The organism is Clavibacter quasicaliforniensis, assembly GCF_051201715.1.
GTDB lineage: Bacteria > Actinomycetota > Actinomycetes > Actinomycetales > Microbacteriaceae > Clavibacter > Clavibacter seminis.
Window position 1 is genome coordinate 3,210,011 of record NZ_CP139624.1, and the last position, 23,892, is coordinate 3,233,902.

Genomic DNA, 23,892 nt, shown 5'->3' on the forward strand with positions numbered 1-23,892 from the left:
TCCGGAAGGGGGATCCGCATGTGGTAATGGATCGCCGCTGGGGGCGGCGCCGTCGCCGACCTGCGCGGGGGCCGTGCGGATGCGGCCGGCCCGGTCGTCGCGGGCCGACGGTCGTAGGGTCGGGACATGACTGATTCGACGTACACCGCACAGCTGGTCGGCCCCGATGGCACGGATGAGACCGAGGTGGAGCTCATCAACGGCGAGCCCGTGAAGAGCTTCGTCCGCGCCACCTCGCTCAGCGAGGAGGAGGTCGTGTGGGAGCTCGACGCCGACGCGGACGGCTACGTCTACCGTCCCGCCGGCATCCCGGGCGCCGACTACTCCTGAGCCGCGGGGCCGTCGCGCTCCTCTAGCTCCACACGATCGGCAGGCAGCAGAGGACGCTGACCGCGAGCGCACCGAAGGACGCGAGCGTCCATGGCAGGACGGGCTGGGCGAAGAGCTTCGCCCTGCCCCAGCCGTGCTCACGGGCCCCCTTGATGGCGCCGATCACCTGGAGCACGACCCCCACGGCCAGGGCCGCGAGGGCCACGTACAGGAGCGCGGTGGTCGTGCCGTCGGAGATCACGCATCGACGCTACCGGCGCGGACCGTCGGCGGCTGACCCCCGTCCGGCCGGGCCCATCCGCACCCCCGCCGTAGGATCGAGGTCCCGCACGAGGTGAGGAATCCCGCATGAGCACCAGCCCGTCCACGCCCGCGACCGACACGGCCGCGATCGCCCGCATCATCGACCACACGCTCCTGAAGCCCGAGGCCACGCGCGACGAGGTAGCCGCGCTCGTCGCCGAGGCCGTCGAGCTCGGCACCTACTCCGTGTGCGTCTCGCCCTCGATGCTCCCGCTCGAGCTGCCCGCGGGATCCGACCTCAAGGTCGCCGTGGTCTGCGGCTTCCCGAGCGGCAAGCACCACAGCGAGGTCAAGGCCGCCGAGGCCGCGCTCTCGATCCGCCAGGGCGCCGACGAGGTCGACATGGTGATCGACGTGGGCGCCGCCCGCGAGGGCCGCTTCGCCGACGTCGAGGCCGACATCCGCGCCGTGCGCGAGGCCGTGCCCGCGCCCGCCGTGCTCAAGGTGATCATCGAGTCCGCCGCGCTCGACGACGACCAGATCGTCGCCGTCTGCCAGGCGGCCGTCGCCGCCGGGGCCGACTTCGTCAAGACCTCCACGGGCTTCCACCCCACCGGCGGCGCGACCGTGCACGCGGTCGAGCTGATGAGCCGCACCGTCGACGGCAAGGCCGGCATCAAGGCGTCCGGCGGGATCCGCACCTACGAGACCGCCGTGCAGATGATCGAGGCGGGGGCCACGCGCCTCGGCGTCTCGGGCAGCGCGGTCGTGCTGGCGGGTCCGGTGCAGACGCCCGAGAACGGCGCGCTCGGATCGAGCGGCTACTGATGCCGACCGACCGCCGCGCACACCTCGCGGACCTCGGCCGCTTCATCCAGGCATCCCCCTCCTCCTTCCACGCGGCCGAGGAGGGCGCCCGACGGCTCGCGGCCGCGGGCTTCGCCCGACTCGACGAGCGCGACGCCTGGCCCACCGGCGCCGGGCGACGGTTCATCGTCCGCGACGGCGCGCTCCTCGCCTGGATCCAGCCGGCCGGCGCGCACGCCACCACGCCCTTCCGCGTGCTCGGCGCCCACACCGACTCCCCCGGCTTCAAGCTGAAGCCGAAGCCCACCATCGGATCCGACGGCTGGCTCCAGGCCGGCGTCGAGGTCTACGGCGGCCCGCTCCTCAACTCCTGGCTCGACCGCGACCTCGAGCTCGCCGGGCGCCTCGTGATGCGCGACGGATCCCGCCACCTCGTCCGCACCGGCCCGCTCCTGCGCTTCCCGCAGCTCGCCGTGCACCTCGACCGCGGCGTCAACACGGACGGGCTCCGACTGGATCCGCAGCGCCACATGTCCCCGATCCTCGGCACGGGCTCCCCCGCCGACGCCGACGTGCTCGGCCACCTGGCCGGCCTCGCGGGAGTGGCCGCCGACGACGTGCTCGGCTACGACGTGGGCGTCGCGGACACGCAGGCGCCCGGATCCCTCGGCCTCGCGGGCGAGCTCTTCGCCGCCGGCCGCATGGACAACCTCAGCTCCGTGCACGCCGGCCTCGCCGCCCTGCTCGAGCTCGCCGCCGCCGCGGACGAGGACCCGGACGCGCCCATCGCGGTGCTCGCCGCCTTCGACCACGAGGAGGTCGGATCCGCGACGCCGTCGGGCGCCGCCGGCCCCATCCTCGAGGACGTCCTCGGCCGCATCTCCGCGGGCCTCGGCGCCTCCTCGGAGGACCGCCGCCGCGCGTTCGCCTCCTCCTGGTGCCTCTCCGCCGACGCCGGCCACGCCGTGCACCCGAACTACCCCGACCGACACGACCCCGCCAACCGGCCGGTGCCGAACGGCGGCCCGCTGCTGAAGATCAACGCGAACCAGCGCTACGCGACGGACGGCGTCGGCGCCCGCGAGTGGGCGCTGGCCTGCGAGCGCGCCGGCGTCCCGTTCCAGGAGTTCGTGTCCAGCAACGCGGTGCCGTGCGGCTCGACCATCGGGCCGATCACGGCCACGCGCCTCGGGATCCGCACGGTCGACGTCGGGATCCCGCTGCTCTCGATGCACTCGGCCCGCGAGCTGTGCGGCGCCGACGACCCGGGGCACCTCGCCGCCGCGGCCGCCGCGTTCCTCCGCCCGGCCGCCTGACGCCGGAGCGGGCGACGCACCCGAGCGACGCTCCGCAGCGTACGACACGATCGAGGGCCCGACGCGATCCGCGCCGGGCCCTCGATCGTGCACCGGGGATCAGCCCCCGTACGACTCCAGCAGCGCGCGCATCTTCGTGAGCTGGTCGCCCTGCGCCGCCGCCATCGCGCCCGCCAGCTCGAGCGCCTCGGTCGACGTGCCGAGCTGCGCCTCCCCGTCGGCCAGGTCGATCGCGGCCTGATGCCGGGAGATCATCCCCTGCAGGAACAGCCGGCCGGCGTCCGTGCCGCTCGACGCCTTGAGCACCTGCAGCTCGGAGTCGAACGCGGTGTCGCTCATCGCCTCGATGTCGGCCTCGGACGCCCCGCCGCCCGCCGAGCCGTCCGTGCTGCCGTCCTCGGATCCGCTGCTGGCCGACACCCCGCCGGCCTCGTCGCGGTCCTCGGTGCCGGTGGCGCCGGATCCGCCCTCCTCGCCCGACCACTCCTCGGCGAGCTGCGCGAGCGTCCTGGCCTGCGGGCCCTGCTCGTCGCGGATCTGCGCGGCCAGCTCCTGCGCACCCGGCGGCAGGTCGCGCACCTGCAGCGCGGCCACGGCGAGCTCGACGGATCCCGCGGCGTGGTCGCCCATCTCCTCGGCGAAGGACAGGTCGGCGCGGTTCCAGCCCTGCGACTCCGTCTCGGAGGGAGCGGCCGCGTCGGCGCTGGGGCTGGCGGCGTCGTCGGTGGTGCGCGGCGGGGTGGAGCATCCGGCGAGCGCGGCGGCGATGACGAGGGCGGTCGTGGCGGCGGCGATGCGGTTGCGGTATCCCATGCGACGATCCTCCTCCACGGCGCGGCGTCGGCGGGGCCGACGATAGGTTCTCCCCATGCCCGAGATCGTCGACCTGCCGCATCCCGGAGCCACCCTCGAGTTCGGCGAACCCGGCAGCCCCGTGGTCGTGCTCGTCCACGACGACCACGGTCGCCTCCCCTGGCTCGACCAGTACGCGCTCGCGCTCGCCCGCGCGGGCTTCCACGTGCTCGTCCCCGACCTCTACGACGGCCGCGCCACCCTCGACGACGGCCTCGCCGCGGGCCTCGCCGCCGAGCTCGACGTCGGGTTCGCCCTCGGCACGATCCGCGACGGCATCGACTCGGCGCGCGCCCGCGGATCCCGGCACGTAGGGCTCGTCGGCTTCGCGCCCGGCGGCTGGCTCGCGCTCCTCGAGGCGCAGGACGGCGGCGCCGACGCGGTCGTCGCCTACTGCGCGAGCCTCGGCCCCCAGGAGCACGGCGTCATCCCGTGCGCGGTGCTCCTCCACCTCGCCGAGCACGACGAGTGGATCGACGACCAGCGGCCCGAGGAGTTCATCGGCCGGCTCCGCGAGCACGGCACGCCCGTCGCCTCGCACACCTATCCCGGCACGACCCCCGTGTTCCCCGATGCCAGCCTCCGCGACCGCTTCGACCCCGACGCCGCGGCCCTCGCGTACCGCCGTACTGAGACGTTCCTCCTCGAGCATCTCGGAGACCAGTGACCGATCAGTGCGGCATAGGCACCAATCCGGTCGCTTAGGCGGTACGAATGTAGGGAGCCTGGGAGAACCCCGGCTCTTCCCTACCAGTGGAGGCACCATCATGAGCTCATCCCCGAACCGCCTGCTCGGCACCGTCTTCGGCGCCGTCTACGTCCTCGTCGGCCTTCTCGGCTTCCTGTTCCCGCCGCAGAGCGGGGGCTTCTTCTCCTCCGACGGCGGCCTGCTGCTCGGGATCTTCATGGTGAACCCGTTCCACAACGTGGCGCACCTCCTCATCGGCGCGGCCCTCCTCATCGGCGGCCTCTCCAGCGTCGCGTCGGCCAAGGCCGTGAACTCCACCATCGGATTCGCGTACCTCGCGCTCGGCATCGTCGGCTTCTTCCTCGTGAACACCGACTTCAACATCCTCGCGCTCAACACCGCTGACCACTTCCTGCACCTCGGCAGCGCCGTCGTGCTGCTGATCGTGGGCCTCGGCGCCGAGAAGGGCGTCCGCAACCGCGCCGCCCGCGCCGCCTAGGCAGCGAACCCGCCGCGCCGCTGCACCGGGCGCGTCACGCAACGCATCACCGGCACCACCCGCACGACAGCACCACAGCACGACAGCACGCAGCACCGCACCACCCGCGGCGCCCGGGACGACGAAGGGACCAGCACGTGTCACTGCTCATCCGCCACTGGCTGGCCCTCGCCGCCCTGGGCGCCGCGCTCATCCACCTGGCCGTCGGGGCGGGATCCCCGCCCGCGGCCATGGTGGCCCTCCTCCTCATCGGCGTCGCCGAGGGCGCGTGGGCCATCGCGGTCCTCCGCTCCGACCGCCTCCCGGTCCCGGGTTGGGCCGCCCTCGGCGCGCTCGTCCCGGTCGCCGGCTGGGCGCTCCTCGTCACCGCGGCGGTCGTCATGTCCGCCCCCGGCATCACGAGCGACCTGCCCGCGATCCCCATGCTCGCCGCGACCCTGCTCGACCTCGTGGTCGCCGCCGTCGTCGGCCGCCACCTCCGCTCCCGCGCCGAGTCCGACGCCCAGGCCGCGTGCACGGCCGTCGAGGCCACGTTCCCGGCCGACGTCGCGCTCGTCGGATCCGGCGCGCCGCTCCCGTCCCCCGCCGCGTCGCCCGCCGTCGTGGCCACCACGCTGCCGACAGCGGCCAGCGCTGGGGACGCCTCCCCCGCCGGTCCCGAGCCCGAGCGCACCGGCGGCCGCTACCTGGTGGGCGTGCTCGTCGGCGCCTTCGTCGTCGCCGGCCTCGTCACCCCGGCCCTCTCGCTCACGCGCGCCGGCGAGTTCGCCGTCCCGCACGGCCAGCACAGCTCGATCGACCTCGACGGCATCCAGAGCGAGCACTCCGGCCACTGAGCGGGCGCGCTCGAGCCGGCAGACGCCCGGGTCAGCTCGCGGGCGCGACCGCCGGCGTGACGCGGATCCGCGTGGCCTCGCTCATGAACCGCCGCACGTTCTCGTCGACGATGATGTCGCCCGGGCGCAGCGGCCGCGTGAGGAACAGCCCGTCGATGTCGGTGATCCGGCTGAGCGCCACGTACGTCTGGCCGGGACTGAAGACGCGAGCCCCCAGATCCACGATCGCCCGGTCGTAGGTCTTGCCCTGCGACTTGTGGATGGTGACCGCCCACGCGAGGCGCAGCGGGAACTGCGTGAAGTCGGCCACGACGTCGCGCCGCAGCTGCTTGGTGGTGGGCGAGTACGAGTACTTGTGCTTCTCCCACGTGACCGGCTCGACCTCGTGCACGACGCCGTCGAGCTCCACGTACACGTTGGTGTCGATGCGCGTGACGACGCCGACGGATCCGTTCACCCAGCGCTGGTCGACGTCGTTGCGGAGGAACATCACCTGCGCGCCGATCTTGAGGTCGAGCTTCTCGTCGGCCGGGTACGTGCGTCCGCCGAAGTCGCCCGTGACGTCGGCGGTGGCGGTGAGCGAGCGGCCGGGCAGGCGCTTGAGGGCCTCCGCGTTGATCCGGTTCACGGTGTCGTTGCGGGTGGCGAGCGTGATGGCGCCGTCCGTCGGGGCGGGGCGCGCGCCCGCCGCGTTGAGGACGCCCGCGATCTCGGCCGTGACCCGTCCGTGGCGCACGGCGTTGAGCATCTCCTTGAACGCCTCCTCGTGCTGCCGGTGGATCTCGGTCAGCTCGTAGATCCGCAGCTGCGCCTCCTCCCACACCTTCGCGTCGAAGAACCACATGGAGCGGTAGCGGTCGGCGAAGTAGGCGCGCTCGTCGCCGTCGCCCGGCACGGGGGCCAGCTGGTACGGATCCCCGAAGAGCACGACCTGCACGCCGCCGAACGGGACGTCCTTCTTGTGGCGCGCCTGGCGGAGGCTGCGGTCGATGGCGTCCACGAGATCCGCGTTGACCATCGAGACCTCGTCGATGACGAGCGTGTCGATGGTGTTGAGGAGCTTCCGCAGCTCGCCGGTCTGCTCGATCTCCTCGTCGGCGATGACCCCGATGGGCAGCTTGAACAGCGAGTGGATGGTCTGCCCGCCGACGTTGAGCGCCGCGACGCCCGTGGGCGCGCAGATGACGATCTGCTTCTCGGTGTTCCACGACAGGTGCGTGAGGAGGGTCGACTTGCCGGTGCCGGCGCGGCCCGTGACGAAGATGTGGTCGCGCGTGCCCTCGATGGCCTGGAAGACCGCGGCCTGCTCCGGGGAGAGGGGGACCGTGCTCACGCGGGGCTCCTGGCGGGTCGGGGACGGGAGGGTGCGCGTCCGGCGGCGGCGGCGCCGCGCGATGCGCACTCGAATCTACCCCGGCGCCCGCCCGGCGAGGCGTCGATGCCCCGCCCGTAGGATGATCCGCATGCCGAGCCCCGCCGTCGATGCGCGCGGCGAGCTGCGTCGGGCCGTCGTCGTCTGGTCCCTCCTCGCGGCGCTCCTCGTCGGGGCGTTCCTCGGCACCGTCGCCGCGCTCAACCAGGGCACCTACAGCGCCCACGGCTTCGTGCGCTCCTACCTCGACGCGCTGGCACGCGAGGACAGCCGCGACGCGCTCGCCACGCCCGGCGTCGTGCTGCCCGACGACGGCAGCCGCGCCCTCCTCGACGCCCGCGCGCTGCCCGGCCTCGCCGACGTGCAGCTCGTGTCCGACGAGCCCGCGGGCGGCGGCGAGCGCGCGGTCACGTACTCCTACACGCTGCCGTCGGGGCCGGGATCCACCGAGTTCCGCGTGCGCGAGACCCCCGCGGCCCTCGGCCTCTTCGCCCGGTGGGAGTTCGCGACGAGCCCGGTCGCGGCGATCGACCTCGAGCTGCGGCACGCGTCCACGTTCACCGCCAACGGGGTGGCCGTCTCCGCGACGCCGGGCGGCGAGACGGCAGCGGGTGCCGGATCCACCTACCTCGTGCTCGCGCCCGCGTCCCTCGCGCTCGACCACGCGTCGGAGTACCTCCAGGCGGCGGACGCCGAGGTCGCCGTCACGGAGCCGGGCAGCGTCGTCCCCGCGCGCGTCGACGCGGAGCCGACCGACGAGCTCGTCGCCTCCGTGCAGTCGGAGGTCGAGGCGTACCTCACCGAGTGCACGACGCAGGCCGTGCTCTTCCCGTCGGGCTGCCCGTTCGGGAAGACGATCCGCGACCGGATCACCGCGCCGCCCGTGTGGAGCATGACGGCCATGCCGCAGATCACCCTGCAGCCCGCGAGCGACGACCCCGCCGAACTCGACTGGGTGGTGCCGTCGACCGTCGGCACCGCGCACATCGAGGTCCCCGTCCGCTCCCTCTACGACGGCAGCGTGAAGGACCTCGACGAGGACGTGCCGTTCAGCGTGGGCTGGCGCGTGAGCGTGGACGACACGACGGGCGTGCGGATCCAGGGGCTGTAGCCGCTCCGGCACCCTCCCCCGGCGTCACGGTGCGGTGCGGACGCGGCAGGGCCAGGATCGGGACGCAACAGGGTCCGTGCGACCGCGGGGATCCGTCACCCGAGGAGCGCCCCCATGTCCGCGATCATGACCCCGTACCTGTCCTTCCGCGACCAGGCGGCCGACGCGCTCCGCTTCTACCAGGGGATCTTCGGCGGCGGCCTCACGACGACGACCTTCGCCGAGGGCGGCATGGCCCCGGACCCCGCCGAGGCCGACAAGGTCATGCACGGCCGGTTGGACTCGGGCGCGGGCTTCGTGCTCATGGCGTCGGACACCCCGGCGTCGATGGGCGTGCCGAGCGGATCCGCCATCACGCTCTCGCTCTCGGGCGACGACGCGGCCGTCCTCGACGGGTGGTGGGACGCGCTCACGGCCGATGGCACCGTCGTGCTGCCGCTCGAGCTGGCGCCGTGGGGCGAGCGGTTCGGCATGTGCACGGACCGGTACGGGATCGACTGGATGGTGTCGATCGCGCAGGCCTCCCCGCCGGCCGACGCCTGATCCCGCGCCGCCGGGTCGCCGGTCTCAGTCCCAGCGGCCGCCGCGCGGGACGATGAGCGGCGTGTGCGAGACGGGGTCGTCGATCACGAGGCAGGGCAGGCCGAAGACCTCCTCGACGAGCTCGGCGGTGACGATGTCGCGCGGGGCGCCGGAGGAGACGACGCGGCCGTCCTTCATCACGATGAGGTGGTCGGCGTAGCGCGCGGCGTGGTTGAGGTCGTGCAGCACGGCGACGATGGTGCTGCCGTCGCGGTGCAGGTCGGCGAGGAGGTCGAGCAGCTCGATCTGGTGGGCGATGTCGAGGAACGTCGTCGGCTCGTCGAGCAGCAGCACGGGCGTCTGCTGCGCGAGCGCCATCGCGACCCACACGCGCTGGTGCTGACCGCCGGAGAGCTCGTCGACGTGCCGGGCGGCGAGGTCGGCGACGCCCGTGGCGGCCATGGCCTCCTGCACGGCGTCCTCGTCGGTCGGGGTCCACTGGCGGATGAGGTTCTGGTGCGGGAAGCGGCCGCGCGCCACGAGGTCGGCCACCGTGATCCCGTCGGGCGCGATGGCGCTCTGCGGCAGGAGGCCGACGATCCGCGCGACCTCCTTGGCGCGGTACGAGCCGAGCGGCCGGTCGTCGAGGAGCACGCCGCCCGCGGTGGGCGCGAGCAGGCGCGACAGGGCGCGGAGCAGGGTCGACTTGCCGCACGCGTTCGGGCCGACGATGACCGTGAAGGAGCGGTCGGGCACGGAGACGTCGAGGCCCTCGGAGATCACCCGCCGGTCGTAGGAGAGCGTGACGCCCTCGACCCGGAGGCGCGGCGCGGTGGGCGCGGCGGTGGCGGGCGCGGCAGTGGCGGTGTCGGTGGCGGTGTCGTCCACGGGTGGATCTCCCATCGGGTCGGGGGCGGCGGCGTCAGGCACGGCGGGACGCCTCGCGGATCAGCAGCGCGATCAGGTAGGCGCCGCCGACGACGACCGTGACGATGCCCACGGGCACCGTCCCGGGCAGCGCGTGCTGGGCGGCGAAGTCGGCGGCGAGGAGCAGCAGGCCGCCCGTGAGCGCGGCCGGCACGAGCGGCAGGCCGGCGCTCCGGGTGAGGCGTCGGGCGATCTGCGGGGCCGCGAGCGCGACGAACGCGATGGGGCCTGCGGCAGCGGTCACGATCGCCGTGAGGGCGACCCCGAGGATCAGCAGCGCCAGGCGCGTCGGCTCGGCCCGCACGCCGTGGGCTCGAGCGGCGTCGTCGCCGAGCTCGAGCTGCCGGAGCGGCGCGGAGAGCAGCAGGATCGCCGGCGCGAGCACGAGGAGGGCGACGAAGGCGGGCAGCGCGCGGTCCCAGCCGACGAGCGCGAGGGATCCTGCGCCCCAGATCGAGGCGGCCATCGCGACCTCGGTGCCGGCCTTCAGCAGCAGGAAGGTGTTGACCCCGTGCAGCACGGCGGTGACGGCGATGCCCGTGATGATCAGCCGGAACCCCTGCACGCCGCCACGGTACGCGAGCAGGTAGACGACGAGCGCCGTGCCGAGCCCGCCCGCGAGCGCGCCGACCGCCGTGGGCAGGAAGGTCGCGCCGGCGAGCGTCGTGACGATCAGCGCGCCCGTGTACGAGCCCGTCGAGAAGCCGATGATGTCGGGCGAGCCGAGCGGGTTGCGCGTGAGCGACTGGAACACGGCGCCCGCGACCCCGAGCGCCGCGCCGAACGCGAGCGCGGCGAGCACGCGCGGGAGGCGCCACTCGAGCACGATGGTGGACGCGAACGAGCCGTCGGGGAGCGCCATCGCGCGGATCACCTCGGGCACCGACAGCGGGAAGTCGCCGGTGCCGAGAGCCACCAGCGCGAGGACGACGGTCGCGACGGCGAGCGCCGCCCCCACGAGCACCTCGCGGCGCTGCAGGCGGATCCCCACCACGGGCAGGCGGATGGTCCCGGCCACGCGGGCGGGGCGGACCGCGGTGGGTCGGGTCGCCCCTGATCGGGTCGCGTCGGGGCGGCGACCGGCGCGGGCGGGCGCGCTCACAGCGCCGACGCCCTCTGCCGGCGGACGAGCAGGATCAGCACGGGCGCGCCCAGCACGGCCGTCACGATCCCGGCGGGCAGCTCGGCCGGCCGCAGCACGATCCGGCCCACGATGTCGGCGGCGAGCAGCAGCACGGGCGCGAGGACGATCGTGTACGCGAGGATCCAGCGCTGGTCAGGCCCCACGATCCAGCGCGCGATGTGCGGGATCATCAGCCCCACGAACGCGATCGGCCCGGCCATCGCGGTCGCCCCGCCCGCCAGCAGCGTCACGGCGACGACGGCCACGGCCCGCACCACGACCACGTTCGCGCCGAGGGACCGCGCGAGGTCGTCGCCGAGCGCGACCGCGTCGAGGCTCCGCGCGATGAGGGCGGCGAGCAGCACGCCCGCCGCGAGGAAGGGCGCGACCGGCAGGAGGGCGTCCCAGCCGCGGTCCTGCAGCGAGCCCGACTCCCACGCGCGCATGGCGCTGAAGCCCTGCGGGTCGGCCAGCAGCATGCCCGAGGTGATGCCCGCGAGCACCGCGCCGAGGGCGACGCCGGCCAGCGTGAGGCGCACCGGATCCCCGCCGCCGCGCCCCGCGGATCCCACGACGTAGACCACCACGGCCGCCACCAGCGCCCCGCCGAAGGCGAACCAGAGGTAACCGCTCACGGCGGTCACGCCGAGGACGCCCGTCGCGATGGCGACCGCGAAGGCCGAGCCCGCGGTGACGCCGAGGATGCCGGGATCCGCCAGCGGGTTCCGCGTGACGGCCTGGATGAGCGCGCCCGCGACCCCGAGCGCGAGTCCCGCGGCGAGGCCGACGAGGGTGCGTGGGACGCGGAGGTCGGTGATCACGACGAGCTCGGCCGGGTCGCGCGGCCGGCCGGCGAGCGCGTCGACGACGGCGCCGAGCGGGATGTCGCGCGACCCGATCGCGATGCTCGCGAGCGTCGCCAGCACGAGCACGCCGAGCGCGAGCAGCAGGCCCGCTGCGCGTGACGGACCGCTCCGCGCCCGGCCCTCGGGGGCGTCGGGAGCGGAGGCGCGCGCGAGGACCCGGAGCGACATGGCCCGATGATCCTACCGTGCCCTTAGGTTAGGCTGCCCTTGCCTGACGGGATCCACACCGGTCCGTCAGCCCGCACCCGAACACCCGAGAGGCCCCGCACCATGAGGTTCCCCACCACCGGCTCCGCCCTCGTCGCGCTCACCGTCGCGACGCTCGCCCTCACCGGATGCACCGCCTCCTCCGACCCGGGCGCCTCGGCTCCGCCCGCGTCCGGATCCGCCACCGGCGCCTTCCCCGCGACCGTCGACACCAAGTTCGGCGCTGTCACCGTGCCGAGCGAGCCCAAGCGCGTCGTCGCCCTCGGCTGGGGAGACGCGGAGACCGCGCTCGCCCTCGGCGTCCAGCCCGTCGGCGCGTCCGACTGGCTCGGCTTCGGCGCCGACGCGGACGGCGTCGGCCCGTGGGCGCAGGGCCTCTACACGCAGAAGCCGCAGATCATCGAGACGCTCGAGCCCTCCTACGAGGCGATCGCGGCGCTCAAGCCCGACCTCATCCTCGACACCAAGGGCTCGGGCGACCAGGCCCGCTACGACCGCCTCTCGCAGATCGCGCCCACCATCGGCGTGCCCGAGGGCGCCGACAGCTACCTCACCGACATGGAGGACCAGGTCGACATGGTCGCCGAGGCCCTCGGCCGCGAGGACCAGGGCGACGCCCTCCTCGACGCAGTCGACCAGCGCTTCGACCAGGTCGAGGCCGCGCACCCGGACTGGAAGGGCAAGACGGCCACCGCCGCCACCAAGACCAGCGAGGGCTGGGGCGCCTACGCCGAGGGCAGCGAGCGCGTCGCGTTCCTCGAGAAGCTCGGCTTCGAGCAGAGCCCGACCATCGCGGGGATCCCCGTCAACGCCGGCGGCTTCTCCGTCGACGTCTCCTCCGAGCAGCTCGACCTGCTCGACGCCGACGTGATCGTGGCGTTCCCGATCTTCATCGACAAGTCCGTCATCACCGACGACCCGCTGTGGCAGGCGATCCCCGCGGTCGCGGCCGGCCACTCGATCGTCCTCGACGGCGACGTCTCGTCGGCCTACTCGATCGGCACCACGCTCTCCACCGGGTACGCGCTCGACCAGCTCGTGCCGCTGCTGGAGACCGCCACGAGCTGATCCGGATCCGCACCCCCGAGGGCCCGTCGCGCACGCAGCGCGGCGGGCCCTCGTCGTCTCGGCAGCCCGGTGCCTCCCGAGCTACGTCTCGAGCATCGCCGTGAGCGCCCGCCGGTAGTCCTCGAACGCGCGGCGGCCCACCGTGGTGAGCGCCAGGTACGTCACGGGCTGCCGACCCTCGTGCGTCTTCCGCACCTCGACGTAGCCGGGATCCTCGAGCTTCCTGAGGTGCGTCGACAGGTTGCCGGCCGTCATGTCGAGGATCTCCTGCAGCCGCGGGAAGGACAGCGCCTCCCCCGCGTCGAGCGTCGCGAGCGACGCCACTATGCGGAGCCGGGCCTGCGCGTGGATCACGGGATCGAGGTCAGCCAAGGCGGGCTCGCAGCGAGCGGCGGGCACGGGCGCTCATCACGGCCAGCGCGATCCCCGTGACGAGGTACGAGCCACCGCCGAGCACGGCCATCGCGAGGTAGTTGCCCGGGTAGCCGAAGAAGGGCGCCGCGATCGCCGCGACCACGAGGATCGACCCGAGCAGCAGCGACGAGCGCGAGGAGAACAGCGCGGCGGTCGACAGCAGCATGAGCCCCGCGACGAACGCGAAGCCCGACGTGTAGAAGATCGCCAGCAGGTGGTCCGGAGCGTCGTTGAACGCGAGGCCGATGCCGAGCACGTAGACCGAGATCATCGCCACCGACCAGCTGATCCCGTAGACGCGTCCCTGCCACGCGGACTGGGGCGAGGCCTCCACACCCGGGGCGTTCCGGATCCCGAGCACGATGCTCACGATGCTCGACAGCACGATCGACCCCGCGAAGATCCCGACGGCCACCGGCGCAGGCAGGCTCACCGCGTCCGAACCGTCGATGAGCCACATGGCCGTGTACCCGAGGATCCACGCGACGCCCCAGCACACCTCCATCTTCCAGACGAACGAGGTCTGCGCGTCGACCGCGACCCGCCGCTGGTCCTCCATGAGCGCGCGCATCTCGCGCGGGTCGGGCGCGGGCCCGTCGTCGTCGACCGCGTCCTCGTGCATCGTCGTGTCCATGTGCGCCTCTCCTCGGACGACCGTCGCCCGCCGGGCTCCCGCCCTGAATACTTTGTAACGCAAACTGCTTTGCCGTGTCAATGGCATCCCGCAGGATGATGCGGCCATCTCCGGCCTCGGCGTCCGTCATCATCGATGAGACCGATCCTCCCCGGGTCCGACGTCGAAGGAGACCCATGAGCACCCGCACCGCCCCCATCCCCGCGGCCGCCGGCATCGCCTGGATCGCCGCCGCCGCCGTCTACGTCGGCACCGAGGGCGTAGCCGCGTCCGCCTTCCCCGGTTACAGCTACTCCGCCAACTACATCAGCGACCTCGGCGTCCCCGACGTCGCCGTCTTCCAGGGCCGCGCCATCGACTCCCCGCTCTCCGCGGTGATGAACGCGGGCTTCATCCTGCAGGGCGTCCTCTACCTCGTGGCCGCCGTGATCGCCACCCGTGCGCTCCGCGCCGGCCCCCGCCGCGCCTTCCTCGCCCTCGCCGTGGTGCACGCCGTCGGGATCACGGTGGTCGGCCTCATCCACGGCAGCGCGTCGAGCGACGCGAGCGGCATCGGCTGGATGCACGTGGTCGGCGCCGGGATGGCGATCATCGCGGGCAACGCCGCCTCGATCGTGGCGGGCCTCGGATCCGGCCGCATCGGCGCCGCGCGGACCTTCCGCGTCGCGAGCGTCGCGCTGGGCGTCGTCGGCCTCATCGCGCTCGCCCTGCTCCAGACGCTCGGCGGGTCGGACATCGACGGCATCTGGGAGCGCGGATCCGTCTACACCGTCACCGCGTGGGAGCTGATGGCGGGCATCACCGTGCTCGTCGCCGCCTCGCGCCGCCGCCGCGGGAGCCCGCGCGACTGAACGACGGCGCCCGTCGCCTGCCGCCGGCCCGGATCAGCGCCGCTCGGCCGCCTGCAGCGCCTCGAGGTTGCGGTTGTAGGCCTCGAGCTCGGCATCGCCGTCGCGGTCGGCCTTGCGGTCGTACCGCACGGAGTCGCGCTTGTCGCTCTTGCTCCACATGATGGCCGTGACGATCGCGAGGATCACCGTGGGGATCTCGCCGATGCTCCACGCGATGCCGCCGCCCGCCTGCTGGTCCGCCAGCGCCGACTCGCCCCACGGCCGTCCCATCGCGCCGAACCAGTCCGCGAGCAGCAGCCCGGTACCGGTCATGAGCGAGAGGCCGAAGAACGCGTGGAACGCCATGGTCGCGAGCAGCAGCAGCAGGCGCATCGGGTAGGCGAGGCGCACCGGCATCGGGTCCACTCCGATGAGGTTCTGCGTGAAGAGGTACCCGACGATGAGGAAGTGCACGATCATCCACTGGTGCCCGATGTGGTCGGTCGTGGCCCAGCTGAACAGCGGCGAGTAGTAGAAGACGAGGAGCGAGCCGGCGAACAGCACGGCCGCCACGATCGGGTGGCCCACGAACGACGCGAAGCGGGAGTGCACGGCCATGAGGATCCACTCGCGACCCCCGCGGCTGCCGTCCTGCCGCTTGCGGATGGCGCGCATCGCGAGCGTGACCGGAGCGCCCGGCACGAGCAGCAGCGGGATGACCATGGCGAGCACCATGTGCGCCAGCATGTGCGAGCTGAAGAGGTACTTCTGGTAGACGTTCACGCCGCCGTTGGTGATGTAGAAGAGGCCGATCATGCCCGCGACCCAGAGGATCGAGCGGTGCAGGGGCCAGGCGTCGCCGCGCTTCCGGAGGCGGTGCACCCCGGCGAGGTAGAAGAAGATCCCGAACGCGCACAGCAGGATCCAGAGCAGGTCGAAGTTCCACTCGGTGAGGTAGCGCATGGGCGTCAGCTCGGGCGGCAGCGGCTCGCCGGTGAGGATCTGGGCGGGCGTCGGATCCGGCAGCTGCGTCGCGACGACCTGGCTCACGGGCGGCGCCGTGCGGGCGAGCGCCGCGGCCACGCCGGACGCCACTCCCATGAAGGCGAGCTCCGCGGTGACGAGCCACCAGAACGGCCCGCGCGCCGCGGATCCGCGCTCCTCGAGCCGCCCGATGAGCACGCGCCGGTACGCGGCGCCGAACAGTCCGAGCGCGAGCAACGCCGCGACCTTGATCAGCACCAGCAGCCCGTACGCGGTCAGCAGCCGGTCGAGCGAGCCGACGCGGATCTCCGCGCTCACGTACCCGGACGCCGCCACGACCACGAAGCACACGAGCGCGACCGCCGAGTACCGGCGCAGCACCGGCACGAGCCGGTCGCCGTCGAGCTTCGACCGCAGCAGCACCATCGTGAGGAGGCCGCCCAGCCAGATCGCCGCGAACACGAGGTGCAGGCCGAGCGCGTTGACCGCCGCGTCGTGGCCCTCGGTGCCGCCCGCGTGGCCCTGCTGCGCCATGGGCACGAGGCCGCCGACCGCGATCACGAGCACGAACGCGATGGCGGTGTGGTTGCGGACCGCGAAGCACAGCACCGTGACGGTCGCGGCGATCAGCGTGGTCGCGAGCCAGGCCTGGCCCACGGAGATCTGCGTGAGCACCAGGCCGAGGCTGGTCCCGAACTCCGCGCTGAACGAGAATGCGGTGCCCGAGACGCTGAGGAAGGTGAAGAACGCGGTGATCGCGGAGGCGACCGTCCAGAGGGCGGCACCGGCGGCCGCGATGTCGAGCGCGCGGCCGTACTCCGGGCGCTGGCGCGACAGCGCGAAGGCCGCGAGCAGCAGCGCGCCGATGGCCGTGGCCGCCGAGATGTTCACCATCATCTTCGCGGCGGGCAGGCCGTAGCGGACCACGGGCCCGGCGTCCTCGAGCAGCTGCGGGGCGGCGCCTCCGCCGATGGCGAGGGCGGCCAGCAGGGAGAGGAACGCGACGATGAGGAGGGCGGCGGGCCCCGCGACGCGGAGGAGTCTGGGCATGAGGGGATCAGCCTAACTCGCCCGTCCTGACGGGCGGCTGGCGGCCGTCGGCACCCGCGCGACCGGCCGGGAACGACACAGCGGGGGCGCCGACCGGAGTCGGCGCCCCCGCTGGGCGTGTGGTGAGGAGGACTACTTGACGGCGGCCTTGAGCTTGCTGCCGGCGGAGACCTTGACGCCCTTGGACGCCTTGATCTCGAGGGGCTCACCCGTCTGCGGGTTGCGACCGGTGCGCGCGGCGCGAGCCGTCTGCTCGAACGCGACCCAGCCCGGGATCGTGACCTTCACGCCGTCGGCGACGTTGGTCGAGACGATGGAGAAGAGCGAGTCCAGCACGCCGTTGACGGCGGCCTGGCTCTGGCCCGACTCCGCGGCGACGGCGGCAACGAGCTCGGTGCGGTTGAGTGACTTGTCAGCCATTGGTGTCCTCCTCGGACCTGGTGCCGTTCTTCGCGAGCGGCCGTGTGGTGGATGGGATCTGTCTACGTCAGCGGACCGTGCGAGCCGAAGAGGCCATCAGCGGTCCGTTCGGCCGTACGGCCGCTTGGAACCTACCAGCTGGACTTCGTGATGCCCGGAAGCTCGCCGCGGTGGGCCATGTCACGGAAGCGCACGCGGGAGATGCCGAACTTCGACAGGTTGCCGCGGGGGCGACCGTCGATGCCGTCGCGGTTGCGCACGCGGATGGGCGAGGCGTCGCGCGGGAGGCGCTGGATGCCGGCGCGGGCCGCCTCGCGGCTCTCGTCGGTGCCGTTCGGGTCCACGAGGGCCTTCTTCAGCTCGAGGCGCTTCGCGGCGTACCGCTCGACGATGACCTTGCGCTGCTCGTTGCGGGCGATCTTGCTCTTCTTGGCCATGTTTAGCGCTCCTCGCGGAAGTCGACGTGCTTGCGGACGACCGGGTCGTACTTCTTCAGCACGAGGCGGTCGGGGTTGTTGCGGCGGTTCTTGCGGGTCACGTAGGTGTACCCGGTGCCAGCCGTCGAGCGGAGCTTGATGATCGGACGGACGTCCTGCTGCTTGGCCATTAGATCTTCACCCCACGAGCGAGGATGTCCTTGACGACGGACTCGATGCCGCGGGCGTCGATGACCTTGATGCCCTTCGCGGAGAGCGTGAGCTTGACGTTGCGACGCAGCGAGGGGACGTAGTACGTCTTCTTCTGCACGTTCGGGTCGAAGCGGCGCTTGGTGCGCCTGTGCGAGTGCGAGATGTTGTGTCCGAAGCCGGGGACGGCGCCGGTCACCTGGCAGGTTGCTGCCATGGTTTCCTCCGTAGGTACCGTAGGGCGAGACCGCCCTACCCAAGATTTCTTGTCGGCACGCCCGTCCCCGGATCTCGAGAGAGGGGGATCCGCCCCTCAGGAGGGGCGCTGCCCCTCGAGAGGGGCACTGGGCGCACATGCGAGCGGATGAGCCGCTCGGCCAAAGGTCGAGATTACGCGACGACACGCCCGGACGCAAGCCGAGGGCCCGGGATCATGCGGATGCGGGGGCTTCCGCCGTCGTCGACGCCGACCCCTCGGCGGACGCGGCCTCGGCCGCCCGGCGCGTGCACTCAGCGCAGAGGCCGAAGACGTCGACCACGTGGCTCGGTGCCGTGAAGCCGTTGCGCGCGGCGACGTCGTGCGCCCACGACTCGACCTCGTCGGCGGCGATCTCCACCGTCTTGCCGCAGACGCGGCAGATGAGGTGGTGGTGGTGGCCGCCCGTGGCGCACGTGCGGTAGAGGGCCTCGCCGTCAGGCGACTGCAGCGAGTCGGCGTCGCCCTCGGCGGCGAGGTCGCCGAGCGCGCGGTAGACGGTGGCCAGCCCGATCGGGGATCCCGCGTCGTGCAGGCGCGCGTGCAGGCGCTGCGCGCTCACGAACTCCGTCGATGCGTCCAGCGCCTGCCGGACGGCCTCGCGCTGCCACGTGTTCCGCTTCATGCCCGTGCCCTCCCGGCGGGCGATCCTCCCCGCCCCGTCAGGGTACGCGTCCCACCCGACGTGCCGCTGCGCGCGCGGAGGGCGTCGACGCCGCGGCAGACCAGGTAGATCGTGAACGAGATGGTCGTGACGTACGGGCTGATCGGGATGCTGCTGCCGAGCGCGAGCATGACGCCGCCCACGATGCTCGCGAGCGCGAACAGCACGCTGAGCGAGACCACCACGCGCGGCGTGGACGAGACGCGCATGGCGGCGGCGGCCGGGGTCACGAGGAGCGAGAGCACGAGCAGCGCGCCGACGATCTGGATGGAGACCGCCGTGCCGAGCCCGAGCAGGATCATGAACACGATGGAGAGCAGGCGCACCGGCACGCCGCGGGCTGCCGCCACGTCGGGGTCGACGCTCGCGAACATGAGCGGCCGCCAGATGACCGCTAGGCCGACGATGACGACGGCGCTGATGCCGACCAGGTAGCCGAGCTGCGGGTTGTCGACCGAGACGATCTGCCCGGTGAGCAGGCCGAACTTGTTGCTGGCGCGGCCGTCGTAGAGGGCGAGGAACAGGATCCCGAGGCCCAGGCCGAACGGCATGATGACGGCGATGATCGAGTTGCGGTCCTTCGCACGCGTGCCGAGCACGCCGATGGCGATCGCCGCGATGAGGGAGCCGACCAGGGATCCGCCGACGACGTTCACGCCGAGCAGCAGCGCCGCCGCCGCTCCGGCGAACGACAGCTCGCTCACGCCGTGCACCGCGAAGGCGAGGTCGCGCGTCATGACGAAGACGCCGATGAGGCCGCCGACGACGCCGAGCACGGCGCCCGCGATGATGCTGTTCCGCAGCAGCGCGACGAGCGCGCCGTAGTCGGAGAAGTCGAACAGGCGCGACCAGACGTCGCCCGCGTCGGCGAGCAGGTGGATCACGCGGCCCTCCCGTCGGCGGGGGCGGCCTCGCGCACGCCGTGCGGCCCGTGGTCGCCGTGCTCCTCGTGGTCCTCGTCGTCGTGCGAGTGGTGGCCGTGCGGATCGTCCGTGGCGCCGACCACGACGACGCGGCCGCGCACGCGCACCACGTCGACGGGCGTTCCGTAGAGCGAGCTCAGCACCTCGGAGTCGAGGACCTCGTCGGGCGTGCCGATGCGGAACCTGCCGCCCACGAGGTACAGCACCCGGTCGACCATGTCGAGCACCGGGTTGACGTCGTGGGTGACGAACACGACCGCCGCGTCGGTCTCCCTGCGGTGCCGGTCGATCAGCTCGCTGACCACACGCTGGTGCCCGAGGTCGAGGCTGAGGAGCGGCTCGTCGCAGAGGAGGAGCCGCGGATCCGACGCCAGGGCCTGGGCCACGCGCAGCCGCTGCTGCTCGCCGCCGGAGAGGGTGGCGACCGGCGCGTCCGCGTAGGCGGTGGCGCCCACGGCGTCGAGCAGCTCGTCGACCCGGGCCCGCTCGGCCCGCCGGCTGATCGGCAGCCCCCAGCGGTGGCCGGTGACGCCGAAGCCGACGAGGTCGCGCGCCCGCACGGGCGTGGCCGCGGTGATGAGCTTCTGCTGCGGGATGTAGCCGATGCGCCGCGCACCGCGGCGCACCGGCTCGTCGAGGAAGCGCATCTCCCCCGACGTGAGGCGCTGGGCGCCGAGGACGGACTTCAGGAAGCTGGTCTTGCCGGATCCGTTCGGGCCGAGCACCGCGACGAACTCGCCGGGCGCCACGTCGAGGTCGAGTCCGCTCCAGAGGGTGCGCGAGCCGAACGCGAGCGTCGCGTCCCGGAGGCTCAGGACGGGTGCGCCGGTCACGATCCCCGGATCGCGGAGGCCACGGCGTCGACGTTCTCGGTCATCCACTCAACGTACCCGCTGCCCGCGGGCAGATCGGCGGGGAGGGTCTCCGTCACGGGCACGACCGGGATGCCGGCGGCCTTCGCGGCGGCGACGACCTGGTCGGTCGTGGCACCCGTCGTCTGCGAGTTGTACACGAGCGCCGCGACCTTCTTCTCGGCGAAGAGCGCGAGCGTCTCCTTGAGCACGTCGGCGGGCACGTCGGTGCCCTCCTCCACGGCCTCGCTGAACTCGTCCGGCGTGCGGTTCTCGAGGCCCATGGCGCTCGTCATGTACAGCGGCACCGGCTCGGTGATCGCGACGCCCTTGCCGGTGCCGGCCGGCTTCGCGGCCGCCTCGGCCGCGGCGATTCCGTCGAGCTTCGCGGTGAAGGCCTGCTCGTTCGCCGCGAACGTGGCGGCACCGGCGCTGTCGGCCTTCGAGAACGCCTGCTCGATCTCCTCGGCGAGCTTCTTCATCGTGGGCATGTCGTACCAGACGTGCTCGTTGAGCTCGCCCTCGGCCGGCTTCTGGTCGAAGCCGGAGATGTCGACCGCGTTGAGGAGGACGGGGCTCTTGCCGCCCGGGAGCGCCTTGATCATGGTGTCGACGAAGTCGTCGTAGCCGCCGCCGTTCTGGATCACGACGTCGGCCGTGGAGAGCGCGAGCTGGTCGCGCGAGGTGGCCTGGTACTCGTGCGGGTCCTTGTCGGGGCTGTCGATGATCGACGTCACCTTCACGTCGTCGCCGCCGATCTGCTGCGCGATGTCGCCGTAGACGTCGGTCGAGGCCACGACCTCGAGCGTGCCGCCGCCGGACGCGGAGGACGACGCGTCCGCGGCGGGGGTGGCGGATCCGGAGGCGCAGCCCGCGAGCGGGACGGCGAGCAGCGAGACGGCGAGCAGGGCGGTGAGGGGGCGACGGTTCATGGATCCGACGATACGGTATTGATAACCGGTATCAGTACCACTCCGCCCCCGCTGTGGAGGCCAGGCGCCTCACTCCAGGAGCAGCGCCGGCTCCTCGATGATGCTCGCGACGTCCGCCAGGAAGCGGCTCGCGACGTCGCCGTCGACGACGCGGTGGTCGAAGCTCGCGCCGATGGTGGTGACGAAGCGCGGACGCACCTCGCCGTCGACGACCCACGGCTTCTGCTTGATGGTGCCGAGCGCGACGATCGCGACCTCGCCGGGGTTCAGGATCGGCGTGCCGGTGTCCATCCCGAAGACGCCGATGTTGGTGATCGTGATCGTGCCCTGGCTCATGTCCGACGGGCTCGTCTTGCCGTCGCGCGCCGTGAGGGTGAGCTGCTCGAGCGCGCGGGCGAGCTCCAGCAGCGACATGGCCTGCGCCTCCTTGACGTTCGGCACCACGAGTCCGCGCGGCGTCGCGGCGGCCACGCCGAGGTTCACGTAGTGGCGGACGATGATCTCCTGGTCGGTCCACGAGGAGTTGACGGTGGGGTTCCGGCGCACCGCCCAGATCATCGCCTTCGCCATGATGAGCAGCGGCGAGACCTTGACGCCCGCGAAGTCGGTGGACGCCTTGAGGCGCTTGACGAACTCCATCGTGCGGGTGGCGTCGACGTCGACGAACAGGCTCACGTGGGGCGCCTGGAACGCGCTCTGCACCATGGCCGCGGCGATGACCTTGCGGACGCCCTTCACGGGGATCCGGTCCTCGCGTGCATCCGGCCACTCGGGCGTCTCGATGTTCTTGAAGACGCTCGCCTGCTGCGCGGTGCGGATGACGTCCTCGCGCGTGATCTCGCCGACGAGCCCCGTGGCCTCGACCTCGGCCAGGTCGACCTCGAGGTCCTTCGCGAGCTTGCGGATGGGGGGCTTGGCGATGATCGGCACGGCGGACGCGGCGGGCACCGAGTCGGGTCGCGGGGCGCGGGTGACCGGGGCGCCGGCCTGCGCGCCGGGGCGCACGGCGTGGCGGGCGGCCGGAGCGGCGTCGCCCGGCTCGGCGCGACGGCGACGGCTCGCGACCTTGCCCACCGTGCCGTAGCCCACGAGCACGGCGCCGGAGGTCTCCTCGGCGGCGGGCGCGGGAGCCGGTTCGCGGTTCTCGATGGCCGTGTCGTCCTCGATCACGGTCTCGCCGGGCAGCGCCATCTGGGCGGGCGTCTCGGCCGGCGCTGACAGGCTCGGCGAACCCTGCGCGATCGCGATGATGGGAGTGCCCACCTCGACCGTCTGCCCCTCCTGCACGAGCAGGCCGGAGACCGTGCCCTCGAACGGGCTGGGCAGCTCGACGAGCGACTTGGCGGTCTCGATCTCGACGATCACCTGGTTGAGCGCCACCTGGTCGCCCGGCTGCACGCGCCACGAGACGATCTCGGCGTCGATGAGGCCCTCGCCCACGTCGGGCAGGGTGAACTCGGAATCAGCCATCGTGCGGTCCTCTTCTCCGTGCCGCGGGGGCGGCGGGCGTCTAGTAGGCGAGCGAGCGGTCGACGGCCTCGAGGATGCGGTCGGCATCCGGGAGGTACAGCGTCTCGAGCTTCGCGGGAGGGAAAGGGGCGTCGAAGCCGGAGACGCGGATCACCGGCGCCTCGAGCGAGTAGAAGGCGCGCTCGGTGACGGTCGCCGCGATCTCGGACCCGACCGACACGTGACCGGGCGCCTCCTGCGCGACGACGAGGCGGCCGGTGCGCTGGACGGACTCGAGGATGGGGCCGTAGTCCACCGGCGACAGCGAGCGCAGGTCGACGACCTCGACGCTCGTGCCCTCCTCGGCCGCGAGCTCGGCGGCCTGCAGCAGCATCGCCACCATGGCGCCGTGCCCGACGAGCGTGACGTCGGTGCCGGAGCGGACGACGCGGCTCTCGTGCAGTCCGATCCCGGGAGCGGAGAAGTCGACCTCGCCCTTCGGCCGGTAGCGGGCCTTGGGCTCGAAGAACATGACCGGGTCGTCGCTCCGGATGGCCTCCTGGATCATCCAGTAGGCGTCGTGCGGGGTGCTCGGGCTCACGACACGGAGGCCGGGGGTGTGCGCGAAGTACGCCTCGGGGCTCTCCTGGTGGTGCTCGATGGCGCCGATGTGGCCGCCGTACGGCACGCGGATCACGACGGGCATGCGCATGGCGCCCTCATGCCGGTTGGTGATCTTGGCGAGCTGGCTCGTGATCTGGTCGAAGGCCGGGTAGATGAAGCCGTCGAACTGGATCTCGCACACGGGCCGGTAGCCGCGCATCGCGAGGCCGATGGCCGTGCCGACGATGCCGGACTCGGCGAGCGGGGTGTCGATGACGCGGCGGTCGCCGAAGTCGCGCTGCAGGTGCTCGGTGATGCGGAAGACGCCGCCGAGCGGGCCGATGTCCTCGCCCATGAGCAGGACCTTGTCGTCGTCCTCGAGCGCGCGGCGGAGGCCGGCGTTGAGCGCCTTGGCCATGGGCATGCTCTCGATGCCGGCGGCGGCTCCCGTGCCGCGCGTGGCGGCGTCGTCGGATCCGGCGGGGGTGG

Annotated in this window: 29 protein-coding genes; 10 read left to right on the forward strand and 19 right to left on the reverse strand. The window is 72.8% G+C overall.

Features of this window, described 5'->3' with window-relative positions:
• Positions 1-126: 126 nt before the first annotated feature.
• Complete coding sequence (locus NL142_RS15390; RefSeq protein WP_435080401.1) at positions 127-330, forward strand: hypothetical protein; 204 nt, start codon at positions 127-129, stop codon at positions 328-330.
• A 22-nt stretch (positions 331-352) separates the two neighbouring features.
• On the opposite strand, the gene NL142_RS15395 is transcribed toward NL142_RS15390, so the two are convergent.
• Positions 353-571: a hypothetical protein gene (locus NL142_RS15395; protein ID WP_194667318.1), complete on the reverse strand. Its 219-nt coding sequence runs from the start codon at positions 569-571 to the stop codon at positions 353-355.
• Between the two features lie 107 nt (positions 572-678).
• Here NL142_RS15395 and deoC point away from each other — a divergent pair, with 107 nt between their 5' ends.
• Both deoC and NL142_RS15405 read left to right on the forward strand, forming a co-directional pair.
• Positions 679-1,401: a deoxyribose-phosphate aldolase gene (gene deoC / locus NL142_RS15400; RefSeq protein ID WP_435080402.1), complete on the forward strand. Its 723-nt coding sequence runs from the start codon at positions 679-681 to the stop codon at positions 1,399-1,401.
• The gene (locus tag NL142_RS15405) at positions 1,401-2,696 is read left to right on the forward strand and encodes a M18 family aminopeptidase (RefSeq protein WP_435080403.1); all 1,296 of its coding nucleotides are present in this window, start codon (positions 1,401-1,403) and stop codon (positions 2,694-2,696) included. Before deoC ends, NL142_RS15405 begins: the two co-directional genes overlap by 1 nt.
• 99 nt (positions 2,697-2,795) lie before the next feature.
• On the opposite strand, the gene NL142_RS15410 is transcribed toward NL142_RS15405, so the two are convergent.
• Complete coding sequence (locus tag NL142_RS15410) at positions 2,796-3,509, reverse strand: DUF305 domain-containing protein (RefSeq protein WP_435080404.1); 714 nt, start codon at positions 3,507-3,509, stop codon at positions 2,796-2,798.
• A 55-nt stretch (positions 3,510-3,564) separates the two neighbouring features.
• Between NL142_RS15410 and NL142_RS15415 the strand changes: the two genes are divergently transcribed.
• The 3 genes from NL142_RS15415 to NL142_RS15425 all read left to right on the forward strand — a co-directional run bounded on the left by NL142_RS15415 (position 3,565) and on the right by NL142_RS15425 (position 5,571).
• The gene (locus NL142_RS15415) at positions 3,565-4,215 is read left to right on the forward strand and encodes a dienelactone hydrolase family protein (protein ID WP_435080405.1); all 651 of its coding nucleotides are present in this window, start codon (positions 3,565-3,567) and stop codon (positions 4,213-4,215) included.
• Between the two features lie 100 nt (positions 4,216-4,315).
• Positions 4,316-4,735 carry a DUF4383 domain-containing protein gene (locus NL142_RS15420; RefSeq protein ID WP_043583712.1) on the forward strand — a complete coding sequence of 140 codons (420 nt, stop codon included), beginning with the start codon at positions 4,316-4,318 and terminating at the stop codon, positions 4,733-4,735.
• A gap of 137 nt (positions 4,736-4,872) precedes the next feature.
• Complete coding sequence (locus NL142_RS15425; RefSeq protein WP_435080406.1) at positions 4,873-5,571, forward strand: hypothetical protein; 699 nt, start codon at positions 4,873-4,875, stop codon at positions 5,569-5,571.
• Between the two features lie 31 nt (positions 5,572-5,602).
• Here NL142_RS15425 and NL142_RS15430 read toward each other — a convergent pair whose 3' ends face one another.
• Positions 5,603-6,904, reverse strand: a complete 1,302-nt coding sequence (locus NL142_RS15430) for an ATP-dependent DNA helicase (protein WP_012039613.1) — start codon at positions 6,902-6,904, stop codon at positions 5,603-5,605.
• A 130-nt stretch (positions 6,905-7,034) separates the two neighbouring features.
• Here NL142_RS15430 and NL142_RS15435 point away from each other — a divergent pair, with 130 nt between their 5' ends.
• Both NL142_RS15435 and NL142_RS15440 read left to right on the forward strand, forming a co-directional pair.
• Positions 7,035-8,054 (forward strand): hypothetical protein, encoded by a 1,020-nt coding sequence (locus NL142_RS15435; RefSeq protein ID WP_435080407.1) that lies wholly within the window; start codon positions 7,035-7,037, stop codon positions 8,052-8,054.
• Positions 8,055-8,168: 114 nt separating this feature from the next.
• Positions 8,169-8,597 (forward strand): VOC family protein, encoded by a 429-nt coding sequence (locus tag NL142_RS15440; protein WP_435080408.1) that lies wholly within the window; start codon positions 8,169-8,171, stop codon positions 8,595-8,597.
• Positions 8,598-8,621: 24 nt separating this feature from the next.
• Here the strand turns inward: NL142_RS15440 and NL142_RS15445 are convergent, their stop codons facing one another.
• From NL142_RS15445 to NL142_RS15455, 3 genes are read right to left on the reverse strand one after another with little or no spacing between them, the layout of a single operon-like run.
• Positions 8,622-9,479 carry an ABC transporter ATP-binding protein gene (locus NL142_RS15445; RefSeq protein ID WP_435081610.1) on the reverse strand — a complete coding sequence of 286 codons (858 nt, stop codon included), beginning with the start codon at positions 9,477-9,479 and terminating at the stop codon, positions 8,622-8,624.
• A gap of 19 nt (positions 9,480-9,498) precedes the next feature.
• On the reverse strand, positions 9,499-10,605 hold the full coding sequence (locus NL142_RS15450; protein WP_435080409.1) for a FecCD family ABC transporter permease: 1,107 nt from the start codon (positions 10,603-10,605) through the stop codon (positions 9,499-9,501).
• The gene (locus NL142_RS15455) at positions 10,602-11,660 is read right to left on the reverse strand and encodes a FecCD family ABC transporter permease (protein ID WP_435080410.1); all 1,059 of its coding nucleotides are present in this window, start codon (positions 11,658-11,660) and stop codon (positions 10,602-10,604) included. The genes NL142_RS15450 and NL142_RS15455 overlap by 4 nt, the downstream gene beginning before the upstream one ends.
• Before the next feature lie 102 nt (positions 11,661-11,762).
• Between NL142_RS15455 and NL142_RS15460 the strand changes: the two genes are divergently transcribed.
• On the forward strand, positions 11,763-12,767 hold the full coding sequence (locus tag NL142_RS15460) for an iron-siderophore ABC transporter substrate-binding protein (RefSeq protein WP_435080411.1): 1,005 nt from the start codon (positions 11,763-11,765) through the stop codon (positions 12,765-12,767).
• An 81-nt stretch (positions 12,768-12,848) separates the two neighbouring features.
• On the opposite strand, the gene NL142_RS15465 is transcribed toward NL142_RS15460, so the two are convergent.
• The gene (locus NL142_RS15465; RefSeq protein WP_194667332.1) at positions 12,849-13,139 is read right to left on the reverse strand and encodes a transcriptional regulator; all 291 of its coding nucleotides are present in this window, start codon (positions 13,137-13,139) and stop codon (positions 12,849-12,851) included.
• On the reverse strand, positions 13,132-13,815 hold the full coding sequence (locus NL142_RS15470) for a hypothetical protein (protein WP_194684072.1): 684 nt from the start codon (positions 13,813-13,815) through the stop codon (positions 13,132-13,134). The genes NL142_RS15465 and NL142_RS15470 overlap by 8 nt, the downstream gene beginning before the upstream one ends.
• 176 nt (positions 13,816-13,991) lie before the next feature.
• On the opposite strand from NL142_RS15470, the gene NL142_RS15475 reads away from it, so the two are divergent.
• Positions 13,992-14,666, forward strand: a complete 675-nt coding sequence (locus tag NL142_RS15475; RefSeq protein ID WP_435080412.1) for a DUF998 domain-containing protein — start codon at positions 13,992-13,994, stop codon at positions 14,664-14,666.
• A gap of 33 nt (positions 14,667-14,699) precedes the next feature.
• On the opposite strand, the gene NL142_RS15480 is transcribed toward NL142_RS15475, so the two are convergent.
• From NL142_RS15480 to NL142_RS15530, 11 genes are all read right to left on the reverse strand, one after another.
• The gene (locus tag NL142_RS15480; RefSeq protein WP_435080413.1) at positions 14,700-16,679 is read right to left on the reverse strand and encodes a bifunctional copper resistance protein CopD/cytochrome c oxidase assembly protein; all 1,980 of its coding nucleotides are present in this window, start codon (positions 16,677-16,679) and stop codon (positions 14,700-14,702) included.
• Between the two features lie 132 nt (positions 16,680-16,811).
• Positions 16,812-17,099 carry an HU family DNA-binding protein gene (locus tag NL142_RS15485; protein ID WP_043583695.1) on the reverse strand — a complete coding sequence of 96 codons (288 nt, stop codon included), beginning with the start codon at positions 17,097-17,099 and terminating at the stop codon, positions 16,812-16,814.
• A 131-nt stretch (positions 17,100-17,230) separates the two neighbouring features.
• The gene (gene rpsN, locus NL142_RS15490) at positions 17,231-17,536 is read right to left on the reverse strand and encodes a 30S ribosomal protein S14 (RefSeq protein WP_012039623.1); all 306 of its coding nucleotides are present in this window, start codon (positions 17,534-17,536) and stop codon (positions 17,231-17,233) included.
• A 2-nt stretch (positions 17,537-17,538) separates the two neighbouring features.
• Positions 17,539-17,706 carry a 50S ribosomal protein L33 gene (gene rpmG / locus NL142_RS15495; protein ID WP_011187086.1) on the reverse strand — a complete coding sequence of 56 codons (168 nt, stop codon included), beginning with the start codon at positions 17,704-17,706 and terminating at the stop codon, positions 17,539-17,541.
• Positions 17,706-17,942, reverse strand: a complete 237-nt coding sequence (rpmB, locus tag NL142_RS15500) for a 50S ribosomal protein L28 (protein ID WP_012039624.1) — start codon at positions 17,940-17,942, stop codon at positions 17,706-17,708. Before rpmB ends, rpmG begins: the two co-directional genes overlap by 1 nt.
• Positions 17,943-18,156: 214 nt before the next feature.
• Positions 18,157-18,606, reverse strand: a complete 450-nt coding sequence (locus NL142_RS15505; protein WP_194684066.1) for a Fur family transcriptional regulator — start codon at positions 18,604-18,606, stop codon at positions 18,157-18,159.
• Positions 18,603-19,529, reverse strand: coding sequence for a metal ABC transporter permease (locus tag NL142_RS15510; RefSeq protein WP_435080414.1), 927 nt, complete (start codon positions 19,527-19,529; stop codon positions 18,603-18,605). The genes NL142_RS15505 and NL142_RS15510 overlap by 4 nt, the downstream gene beginning before the upstream one ends.
• Positions 19,526-20,401 (reverse strand): metal ABC transporter ATP-binding protein, encoded by an 876-nt coding sequence (locus NL142_RS15515; protein ID WP_435080415.1) that lies wholly within the window; start codon positions 20,399-20,401, stop codon positions 19,526-19,528. Before NL142_RS15515 ends, NL142_RS15510 begins: the two co-directional genes overlap by 4 nt.
• The gene (locus NL142_RS15520) at positions 20,398-21,351 is read right to left on the reverse strand and encodes a metal ABC transporter solute-binding protein, Zn/Mn family (RefSeq protein WP_435080416.1); all 954 of its coding nucleotides are present in this window, start codon (positions 21,349-21,351) and stop codon (positions 20,398-20,400) included. The genes NL142_RS15515 and NL142_RS15520 overlap by 4 nt, the downstream gene beginning before the upstream one ends.
• A 69-nt stretch (positions 21,352-21,420) precedes the next feature.
• Entirely contained in the window at positions 21,421-22,821 is a 1,401-nt protein-coding gene (locus tag NL142_RS15525) for a dihydrolipoamide acetyltransferase family protein (protein ID WP_435080417.1), read from the reverse strand.
• A gap of 40 nt (positions 22,822-22,861) precedes the next feature.
• Positions 22,862-23,827 (reverse strand): alpha-ketoacid dehydrogenase subunit beta, encoded by a 966-nt coding sequence (locus tag NL142_RS15530; protein ID WP_194684547.1) that lies wholly within the window; start codon positions 23,825-23,827, stop codon positions 22,862-22,864.
• Positions 23,828-23,892 lie beyond the last annotated feature (65 nt).